Source organism: Moorena sp. (assembly GCF_982860115.1).
The window spans coordinates 1-10094 of the sequence record NZ_CEYLVT010000253.1 but is presented as its reverse complement, the minus strand read 5'-3'; the positions used below and the strand labels follow the sequence as shown (position 1 = coordinate 10094).

General features: G+C 42.6%; 10 protein-coding genes. 6 read left to right on the top strand and 4 right to left on the bottom strand.

The window, feature by feature from the left end:
• Positions 1–49: 49 nt before the first annotated feature.
• Positions 50–703, bottom strand: a complete 654-nt coding sequence (locus AC4II3_RS28065) for a hypothetical protein (protein ID WP_488014273.1) — start codon at positions 701–703, stop codon at positions 50–52.
• Positions 704–968: 265 nt separating this feature from the next.
• Between AC4II3_RS28065 and AC4II3_RS28060 the strand changes: the two genes are divergently transcribed.
• The 5 genes from AC4II3_RS28060 to AC4II3_RS28040 all read left to right on the top strand — a co-directional run bounded on the left by AC4II3_RS28060 (position 969) and on the right by AC4II3_RS28040 (position 4753).
• Entirely contained in the window at positions 969–1184 is a 216-nt protein-coding gene (locus AC4II3_RS28060; RefSeq protein ID WP_488014275.1) for a hypothetical protein, read from the top strand.
• 9 nt (positions 1185–1193) lie between these two features.
• Complete coding sequence (locus AC4II3_RS28055; protein ID WP_488014277.1) at positions 1194–1775, top strand: TetR/AcrR family transcriptional regulator; 582 nt, start codon at positions 1194–1196, stop codon at positions 1773–1775.
• A gap of 145 nt (positions 1776–1920) precedes the next feature.
• Positions 1921–2703 carry a serine O-acetyltransferase gene (gene cysE, locus AC4II3_RS28050; protein ID WP_488014279.1) on the top strand — a complete coding sequence of 261 codons (783 nt, stop codon included), beginning with the start codon at positions 1921–1923 and terminating at the stop codon, positions 2701–2703.
• Positions 2704–2780: 77 nt separating this feature from the next.
• The gene (locus AC4II3_RS28045) at positions 2781–4502 is read left to right on the top strand and encodes a DUF6909 family protein (RefSeq protein ID WP_488014281.1); all 1722 of its coding nucleotides are present in this window, start codon (positions 2781–2783) and stop codon (positions 4500–4502) included.
• Positions 4503–4558: 56 nt separating this feature from the next.
• Positions 4559–4753, top strand: a complete 195-nt coding sequence (locus AC4II3_RS28040; RefSeq protein WP_488014282.1) for a hypothetical protein — start codon at positions 4559–4561, stop codon at positions 4751–4753.
• Here the strand turns inward: AC4II3_RS28040 and AC4II3_RS28035 are convergent.
• Complete coding sequence (locus tag AC4II3_RS28035; protein WP_488014284.1) at positions 4750–5790, bottom strand: calcium-binding protein; 1041 nt, start codon at positions 5788–5790, stop codon at positions 4750–4752. The genes AC4II3_RS28040 and AC4II3_RS28035 overlap by 4 nt on opposite strands.
• A gap of 827 nt (positions 5791–6617) precedes the next feature.
• Here AC4II3_RS28035 and AC4II3_RS28030 point away from each other — a divergent pair.
• Positions 6618–6761, top strand: coding sequence for a hypothetical protein (locus AC4II3_RS28030; protein WP_488014286.1), 144 nt, complete (start codon positions 6618–6620; stop codon positions 6759–6761).
• Here AC4II3_RS28030 and AC4II3_RS28025 read toward each other — a convergent pair.
• Together AC4II3_RS28025 and AC4II3_RS28020 are read right to left on the bottom strand one after the other, a co-directional pair.
• Positions 6758–7900 (bottom strand): calcium-binding protein, encoded by a 1143-nt coding sequence (locus AC4II3_RS28025; protein WP_488014288.1) that lies wholly within the window; start codon positions 7898–7900, stop codon positions 6758–6760. The two genes, AC4II3_RS28030 and AC4II3_RS28025, sit on opposite strands and share 4 nt — an antisense overlap.
• A 550-nt stretch (positions 7901–8450) precedes the next feature.
• Positions 8451–9815: a calcium-binding protein gene (locus tag AC4II3_RS28020; RefSeq protein WP_488014290.1), complete on the bottom strand. Its 1365-nt coding sequence runs from the start codon at positions 9813–9815 to the stop codon at positions 8451–8453.
• Between the last annotated feature and the right edge of the window lie 279 nt (positions 9816–10094).

Here is a 10094-nt window from a genome sequence, read left to right as displayed (position 1 = left end):
CTGCTGTATCTCTCACTACATAAGACTTTCATGCCTCGTTGTCCCCCTGTTAGCTCGCATATAACGGTAAAGCAATAGACAAACCTGCCCCAGTAGCAGCAATAAATGTAGCGAGAATATAGATTAGAACCAGAGCAACAATATATCCCACTAGGACATCTAGAATAGCACCGATTACCGGCACAATAATTACAACAATTGCGCCGACAATTGCTGATGAGGATAAAATCTGTACAAGTCTCTCAACATCCAACTCATAGTAGACATTTCCAACTCGAATAAATGTTACGTTTGTTTCAGTAAAATCTAGCTTTTTATTAGCGTTATTGTTTGAAATATTTTTTTCTAAAATAGGTTTGATCGCATTGTCAAGCTCATGAGCAATTGACTTTATCCAATCCTTGACACAGGTCTCAACAATCTCCTCTGCACGACTGGCTTTTTCAGGACTTCCTTTTAAAGTATCTCGAATTTTTAATTGGATCGTATCTGCCAATGCACTAAGATATATATAATCTCTATCTTTCCACTCTTGAATTTGAGTAAATACCACTTCATCCACTAGACAAATCGTCAGGGACTGACTCAAAGTCCGAAGCAATTTAGGATATCTATTATAGATTAGAGCCTGTGCTTGAGTTTGCACCAAAGCATTCCCGTCTTTAGAACTGGCTTGAAATTGATATCCAAGGCTATGTTCCATATCAATCTCCTAAAAGTTAATTGTGAGTTTCTACATGACAAACTGGGTTGGGTTTACCTTATTCAAGTTATCACCTACAATACTCAATGATATAAAATTGAAACAAATCTTGATGTTTGGATGAAATGCTTATGCTCTGAGGATATACCAACTAGATACCAACTAATGAATTTGCCGATATACCAAATAGAATTTTTGATAAGTTTTGGAATTTTATTAATCAAAATTAACTGCTGATGAAGTCATTACTTGAGAGACAGTTAAGATGCCGAAATATAGCAGTTCTCAATTGGGTGAGGATGGGGAGATGGGGAGATGGGGAGATGGGGAGAATAATTCCCATTTTCCGGTTCTGACGACTCCCGACTCCCGACTCCCGATTCCCGACTCCCGATTCCCGACTCCCGACTCCCGACTCAAGTGTGGGATGAGGGAATTTTTTTTACTGGCATTCTTGACTAAACAGTCAAAATTGTGCTAGGTTAAAACTATGGTTGGAAGAAAGCTAGAGTTCGACCGGGAAGAAGCCCTAGAAAAAGCTATGGACCTGTTCTGGTCTAAAGGCTATAATTCTACGGGGCTCAATGACCTGCTAAAGCACATGGGCATCCAACGCCAAAGCCTGTACAACACCTTTGGTAGTAAACATGCTCTGTTTTTGGAGGCAGTACAGCACTATGGACAAACCGTAGTCAGCTGCATTGAGCAACAGTTGAATCAACCGGGCTCTCCCTTAGAAAACATCCGTAATCTAATCAGAGGGTTGGCTTCTGAGGCTATCTGTCCCAAATATCGTGGGTGTATGATGGCCAATACTATGATGGAGTTGGCTCCCCATGACCCAGCAGTGGCTAAGATGGTTCAGTGCCTAACCGGTCAAGTGGACAAAGCCTTGGAGCGGACATTGGAGAGGGCTGTGGCAGCTCAGGAGTTGCCAAGGGCGGCTAATCCACGTCAACTTGCTCGCTTTCTGCATCATGTTATATTGGGTTTCAATGTCCGAGGTAAAATACATCCAAGTTGTTCTTATCTAGATGACATTCTGGAGGTAGCTTTGTCTGTACTCGAATAATCGGTTCAAAGGTAGCAAAATTTTTTTTGCCCATTTTTTGACTATTCAGTCAAAAAATACCGTGATTTGAGCCCATCACCTCTGCTTAAGTCTGGAAATAATTCTCAAAAGCTCAGGAAGTCATAGTCATTCAGGAGACATCTAAATGCTACAACCTATTACCTTTACTAGAAGCGAAGACATCAGTACCAAATCCCAAAGCTGTGATGTACCAACAAACCCCGCTGCAGGATCTGATGCTTCTTCTAGGTCTACTACTTCCTCTTTTGCTTTTGGTTGGTGGCAAACCCTTTGGGCAGATATCGACGTTATTTTCACACGAGACCCAGCTGCCCGAAATTGGCTAGAAGTACTCTTTTGCTATCCTGGCTTGCATGCTTTAATGCTACATCGAGTTGCTCACTGGTTGTATTCTCGTGAGCTTCCCTTCTTGCCTCGGTTTTTGTCCCATCTGGGGCGGTGGTTAACGGGGATTGAAATTCATCCAGGGGCAACCATTGGCAAAGGTGTATTTATCGACCACGGTATGGGAGTAGTTATTGGTGAAACCGCCATCGTGGGTGACTATTGCTTAATTTACCAGAATGTGACTCTGGGGGGAACGGGCAAGGATAAAGGTAAGCGTCACCCTACCTTAGGTGACAATGTGGTAGTCGGTACTGGAGCCAGTGTTTTAGGCAACATCCGAATTGGCGATCGCTCTCGCATTGGGGCTGGTTCAGTTGTACTGAAAGATGCGCCCGATAACTCCACGATAGTGGGCATTCCAGGTCGGATTGTTTCACAAAAAAGTAACCCCGATCCTCTGGCACACCACAAACTGCCCGATGTAGAGGCCAAGCTAATTCGGACATTGATAGACCGCATTGCTACTTTGGAACAACAGGTGCAGGATTTGAAGGAGCGCGAACAGACAGCAATTTATTAAGTCATGGGTCATGGGTCATGGGTAATTGACCCAACTATACTTGATATCATTCCTAGCAATCGTAACAGTGCCTCTCTATGACTATTCCGGTTCCGCCAAGAACTCGTGCTCAAGAATCTCGGGCTGCTATCGAACGGATTTATGTGATCATGCGACATCTATTTATCCGAGGATACTACAAGCCGGGGGGTGCTTCTGGTGCAGCCTTGAGGCAAGCGTTGCTGACTTTGCAACCGGAAATTTATGGCTCCATTGCTGACCCACAGAAAGTGGAATTGAATGGTCTAGTTTATGTTATCGATCGCTTACCCTGCGGCATTGAAATGTGTCGTTTTGTGAAACTGGTGGCGGCAGAAGGGTATAGTCAATCAGGATTTGAGACGATTGTTCCTGCTAAACGTCGCCGTAATTGCTACCGCATTGATCAAGAAACGATGCTGATCGAAATTACCCGAGGGCGTAGCGAGATTTATGACATTCTTACCCATCTGACCTTTATTTATATCGAAGCTAATAAAATTAGAGACCATGCTCTGGAGGAAGGTCAACCAACACGAGAGTGGATAAAGCTCGAAGAAATGGTTACAGGTCAACAATCCCCGGATAATCCTAAGTCGTTGGTGTCAGAAGACCTTGAAGTCCAGCATCGAGCTTTTTCTTACTTAAGTACTCTTTTAGGACGCACCTTTGAAGAAACCAAACACGCTTACCATCGCCTGGCTCAGGGAAGCTCTGATAATAATGGTCTATTTGATATTATTTATTGGCTGGGTCGAGTGGCCATGGAAGAAGTCCAATCCCAACGCGATCGCAAAATTACTTTCAGTTCCACACTGCGGGAGCGGATTGGACATCATATCCACGGGGCGCAGTGGGCAACTGATATTAAAAGCTTTGTGTTAGAAAAAAACTTATGGGAGCGCCCACTCCATATTATTAGTGCGAATTTGCATAGCGTGATGAATTGCTTATTTGCGCCATCAGCACTGAAAAACACCTTGGGAGAAGACAAAAAAATTGAAGACATTGCCCGTGAGTTGAGTTTACCAGAAAACGCCCACTTAAACCAAGAGGTTAGGGAGTTTGCCTTACAAAACGGGATGTTTTATCTGGCCGATAGAGCTGGGACAAATATCCACGTGCAAATTTTTGATACGGCTATGTTACCCCTAGCTTTGCTATCTTCTGAGTTACCCATTAATCATAACATAATTGAACAAGAAAAGCCAGTTATCTTGGTAATGGATTATGCCTTTGGGGAACAAGCGTTTGAGATTATGGATGAATTGCTCAAACCTTATAAAACCGGTGGGCAATCCCAAAAACTGAATGTCAAATCGATTTCGGTAATGGGAAAAGCGGGAATATTGGTGGGACACAAGGGCGACTTAATGCTACCAACGGCACACATCTTTGAGGGAACAGCCGATAATTATCCTTTTGTTAATGAGCTGACTAGTGAGGATTTTCAAGATGATGGCATTCCCATTTATGAAGGAGCGTTGGTGACAGTAATGGGAACCTCTTTGCAAAACTCTGATATTTTAGCTTATTTCAAAAGTTCATCGTGGAATGTAATTGGCTTGGAGATGGAAGGGGCACACTTACAAAAGGCAATTCAAGCTGCTTCTATGATCCGAAAAAGTATCGATGATAAGGTAAAGCTGCGTTATGCTTACTATGCGTCTGATAATCCTTTGTTGAGTGGCAGCACCTTAGCTTCCGGGGGATTGGGAACAACAGGTGTGAAGCCCACCTATTTAATCACTATGAAATTTCTTAAGAAAATTCTTGGGTAGTTGATGTAGGGTGGGCAGTGAACCAAACCAATTCATCAAGCTAGCGATAGAATTACTTGACACTGCCCACCAACGGATTAATCACAGTAGATGTAGGGTGGGCAGTGAACTATACCGATTCACCAAGCCAAAGCCCATGGCTAGGCACTGCCCACCAACGGATGAAGACAGAGGAAAAACAGGAAACAAACCAGATCAAGGAGATTTTAACTGGTCAGTTATTTCTACCACCGTGTACTAATCGTTATTAAAAGCACAGATCCCCTGAGTTAACGATACCAAAAACTATAGCAATAAAATCCGGGGAAGGACTATTGATATAATCGATCAAGGTAATTCCGGAGAAAGAGATAAAATCGATATCATAGTCATTGATGTCTCCATGGAGTTGGATTTTATCCGTACCAGATTGGAAATCCGTAATTACAGCAAAATCACTATCTCCTCCACCAACATAGTAAGGATTGCTGCTATCTCCAAGCACAAATATATCAGCACCAGCTCCTCCGGTTAAGATATCAATTTCATTAATACCTGGATTGTTACCCTTCGGAGCTACACCTACGATGGTATCATCACCATCGCCACCAAGCAGAGTGTCGTTACCTAAGCCCCCTCGAAGAGAGTCATTACCTAAGCCCCCTCGAAGAGAGTCATTACCTGAGTTCCCAAACAGAGAGTCGTTACCTGAGCCACCGAGAAGAGTGTCGTTACCTGAGTTACCAGACAGAGAGTCGTTACCTGAGCCCCCAGACAGAGAATCATTGCCATCGTCCCCGAAAAGAGAGTCGTTACCTGAACCCCCAGACAGAGAGTCATTGCCATCGCCCCCGAGAAGAAAGTCCTTACCTGAGTCGCCGAGAAGAAAGTCGTTACCTAAGCCACCGAGAAGAAAGTCCTTACCTGAGTCGCCGAAAAGAATGTCATTTCCCCCCTGACCTTGCAGAAGGTCATCGCCACCGAATCCCCAGATGGTGTCATTTCCCTCACCTCCCTGGATGAAATCGTTTTTGTCAGTCCCCTCTATACTATCATCGTTGGGAGTACCATCTTCATTATCGCACCATATGATTTGAGTGTTCGACGGTAATTTTAGTAAGCCTGGATCATCGGAAAATAACTGTTGTATTTCCGTCAAATTTAACTCATTCGGTGTACCAACAGGCTCAGATACCGGAGGGATAATACCTATTAAATCCTGGATAGATTTTGGCAGTGACTTGATTGAATCTAGTTCTGATATTGAAATGCTGGATAAGCTCTCAGTTGTATCTATTAACGTATCCATGGTCAATTTACTCTTTTTTTGAATGTACCTAACGTTTCGATCGCAGCACCTAGACCATACCTAATGGTCATGAGCAGTTGATTACTCAGACAGGGTAAACGCATCTTATTTTGGAATGCCTACTGGATATGGAATTCATAGGATAAGTAGTTATCCTGATGAATTTTGAAATCTTTTATGAGTAAGGATTCTATAATTTAGATGGGTTTGTCCTGTGAATAATTCGTTTACTTTGGAACGAAAATTTACACACTCCACCTATCTATAATCCTGGAGATTATTTGTGATTAAATCTATAGGCTCCGATTTGAAGTTACCCATACCTATAATCGAGTTTTGGGATAACCCAAAACCCTAGGGAGTGCTAAGCACCGTGTTTATTCTGGCAACCACAAACTAGGCAAGTAAGGGCACCTTGAATAACGCCAAAACAGCTATCTTACCGATGGGGGCAGAATTCCACTTGCCACCCATTTATCTTTTTTCGTTCTCTAGATAGAAGAGTAATTCATTTACTGCATCAAATCAAGTCCTATCAAGGATTAATTATAAAATTTTAATTAAGGATAAATTGTGAATAATGAACTATGAATTATAGATGAATTATGAAAGATAAATTATGAAGTTGATGGAGAGAATTAAGGATAAATTGTGAATAATAAACTATGAATTATAGATGAATTATGAAGGATAAATTATGAAGTTGATGGAGATAAATTATGAAGTTCATGTAGGGTGGGCAGTCAACCAGACCGATTCACCAAGCCAAAGCCCATGGCTAGGCACTGCCCACCAAAGGATTAATCACAATTGATGTAGGGTGGGCAGTGAACCAGACCGATTTATCAAGCCAAAGCCGATTGCTAGTCACTGCCCACCAACGGATGAAAACAGAGGAAAAACAGGAAACAAACCAGATCAAGGAGATTTTAACTAGTCAGTTGTTGCCGCCACCCTGTACTAGTGCTTAGACAAAGGAAAGATCCCCTTGGTTATAGCCATCAGAGACTATAGCAATAACATCAAAGCCGAAATTAGGCACGATCTGAACAGACTTCAAACTATCCCCTGTGCTTAGCTGAGATTGAACACCTAAACTCTTACCTCCAGCAATATTATTAGCAATCTGTTCAGCTGAAGCAATACTGTTCTTAGAAATAAAGAAGCCTTTCCTGACAGCGATAAAGTTTGATCCAAAGATATAGTTGATGCCTGACTTGAGTTGAATTTTATCCGTACCGGATTGGAAATCCGTAATTCGAGCGTAGTCATTGAGACCAAATAATCCTCCTCCACCGACATAGTAAGGATTGTTGCTATCTCCAAGCACAAATTTATCAGCACCAGCTCCTCCGGTTAAGGTATCCTTTTCATTAATACCTGGATTGCTACCGTTGGGATTTACACCTACGATGGTATCATCACCAAAGCCACCGATAAGAATATCGTTACCTAAGCCCCCAACCAGAGAGTCGTTACCTGAGCCCCCAGACAGAGTATCATTACCTGAGCCTCCAAACAGACGATCGTTACCTGAGTTCCCAAACAGACAATCGTTACCTGAGCCGCCTATAAGAATGTCGTTACCTAAGCCGCCAGATAAAAAATCGTTACCTGAGCCCCCAAACATAAAGTCATTACCTGAGCCACCATACAGACAGTCGTTACCTGAGCCACCGAGAAGAAAGTCGTTACCTGAGCCCCCAAACAGAACGTCATTACCTGACCCGCCGAAAATAATATCGTTACCTGAGCCCCCAAACAGAACGTCATGGCCACCGAATCCGAAAATGGTGTCATCTCCGCCAAGTCCCAGGATTAAATCGTTTGTGTTAGTACCCGGTAGAGGATCATCTCCGGGAGTACCAAAAATCACGTTAACAATTCCTGGGATTTTAGTTTTCGGCGATAATGCTCGTAAGTCTGACTCACCGGGAACTAACTTTTGTAACTGGGTCAAATTTAACGAAGTCAGTGTACCAGCAGACCTAGGTTGGGGGATACTAACTACTGTATTCTGGATAGATTTTGGCAGTGACTTTATTGAATCTAGTTCTGATTTGGGAATTAGGTCGGATAATGTCTGAGTGTTACTTAGCAACGTAGCCATGGTCAATTTACTTTTTTTTGAATGTACCTAACGTAGCGATCGCAGCATCTAGACAATACCTAATGGTCAAGAGCAGTTGATTACTCGGACTTTGACAAAATCTTAGACTCCAATCACCGATCACCGAGATCGGGACAGGGCCGTGGAAGGAGCCCAAAAATTTCAAAGTCCCATGAAGACCATTAAGGGGTCTTGGCTGCCATCACTTTTTTAATCACTCCAAAAATCCGATTTTTCTACAGTTGTATATAAAGTTTTGTAACGAATTCTCGGATCCTGGGTATTTACAAGATTTATTGGGGCTGAGATGGCTACATATCAATTGTTCTGGGGATCTGGCCAAGGGAGATAGGGCAGATTTTTATTAATAGAAACAAAAATTACCCCAAGTGATTGACAAAAGTCATAACTTGGGGTAATGAGTGAATCAGGTAAGTGAATCAGTAGATGTAGGGTGGGCAGTGAACCAAACCGATTCACCAAGAAGCGCGATCGCGAAGCGGTTCCTTAGGAACATCGCATTGCTAAGCACTGCCAACCAAACTAATCGTTATACAAAGATCAGATCCCCTTGGTTATAGCCACCAGACACAATCGCAACAATATCAAAGCCGAAATTAGGCACGATTGTAAAAGAGTCTAAACTATCCTCTATGATGAGCTGAGATTGAACACCTAAACTCTTACCTCCAGCAATATCCTGAACAATCTGTTCAGCTGAAGCAAGACTTTTCTCAGAAGAAGAGAAGCCGTTATTGAGAGCGATAAAGTTTGATCCAAAGATATAGTTAGCTTTTTTGAGTTGGATTTTATCCGTACCGGATTGGAAATCCTTAAGTAGAGCGTAATCATTCAGACCCAAAAATCCTTTTCCACCGACATAGTAAGGATTTTTGCTATCTCCAATCACAAATTTATCAGCACCAGCTCCTCCGGTTAAGACATCAATTTCATTAACACCTGGCTGTTTACTGTTGGGATCGACACCTACGATGGTATCATTACCACCGCCACCAGTAATCTCGTCACTTCCTGCACCACCAGTAAGTTGATTACTGTTGTTATCACCAATAATGGTATCGTTGCGACCAGCACCCTTGACATTCACAAAGTTTTGGACAGTGCGATTCAGAACTGGACCATTAACAACATTAATCTGTAAACTGTTCTGTTGCAGATTTACGTTCACAGACGCACCACTACCAGCAGAAGAGGCATCAATAGTATTAGCTTGACCGGCATCCCCAATAATCGTCTCCACTCGGATCAGCTCATCCTGACCAAGACCACTTTTGTTAACGATTCCGGTGGGTAAAAGAGTAATAGCTCGACCGAGACCAGTGTAATCGACGGTATCGTTGCCTTCCTCTCCATCCAGGACATCATTACCACTACTGCCAATGAAATGGTTTTTGCCAGTTCCCCCGAATAGGGAGTCATTACCTGAGCCACCATCCAAGATATCATTACCAGAGCCGCCAAATACAAAGTCGTTACCTGAGCCGCCAGACACAAAATCGTTACCTGAGCCAGCGATAACAATGTCATTTCCCTCTTCACCAAACACAAGGTCATTGCCACCAAGTGCTACAATAATGTCATTTCCGCCACGTCCTAAAATGAAATCGTTGTTGTTACTACCCACTAAAAAGTCAGGATTGGGAGTACCAATAATAAAGTTAAAAGGCCCTGAGATTATAGGTTTCGACGATAAGCTTTGTAAGCCTGAATCATTGGGAACTAACTGTTGTATCTGGGTCAAATTTAACTGAACCGGTGTACCAGCAGACTTAGATAAATCGGGGCTAGGAACTACCTGATCCTGAATAGATTGTGGCAGTGACTTGAGTAAATTTAGTTCTGATTCGGGAATTAAGTTGGATAATTTCTGAGTTTCAGTTACTAACGTAGCCATGGTTAATTCACTCTTTTTTTTGGTATGAATCCACCTTAGCGATCGCAGCAGCTATAACATACCTAATGGTGATTAGCAGTTGATTAGGTTTTAGGATTAGGTCAAGGAGTATATAGCAAGTCTTATACCCATGAGGTACAAATTTTTAGGTTTTAGGTTTTAGGTTTTAGGTTTTAGGTTTTAGGTTTTAGGTTTTAGGGAGCAGGGAACAGGCAAAAAATCCTGTGGAACTGGCATCTTGCCAGTTAATGGGCATCTTGGTAGAACTGGCATCTTGCC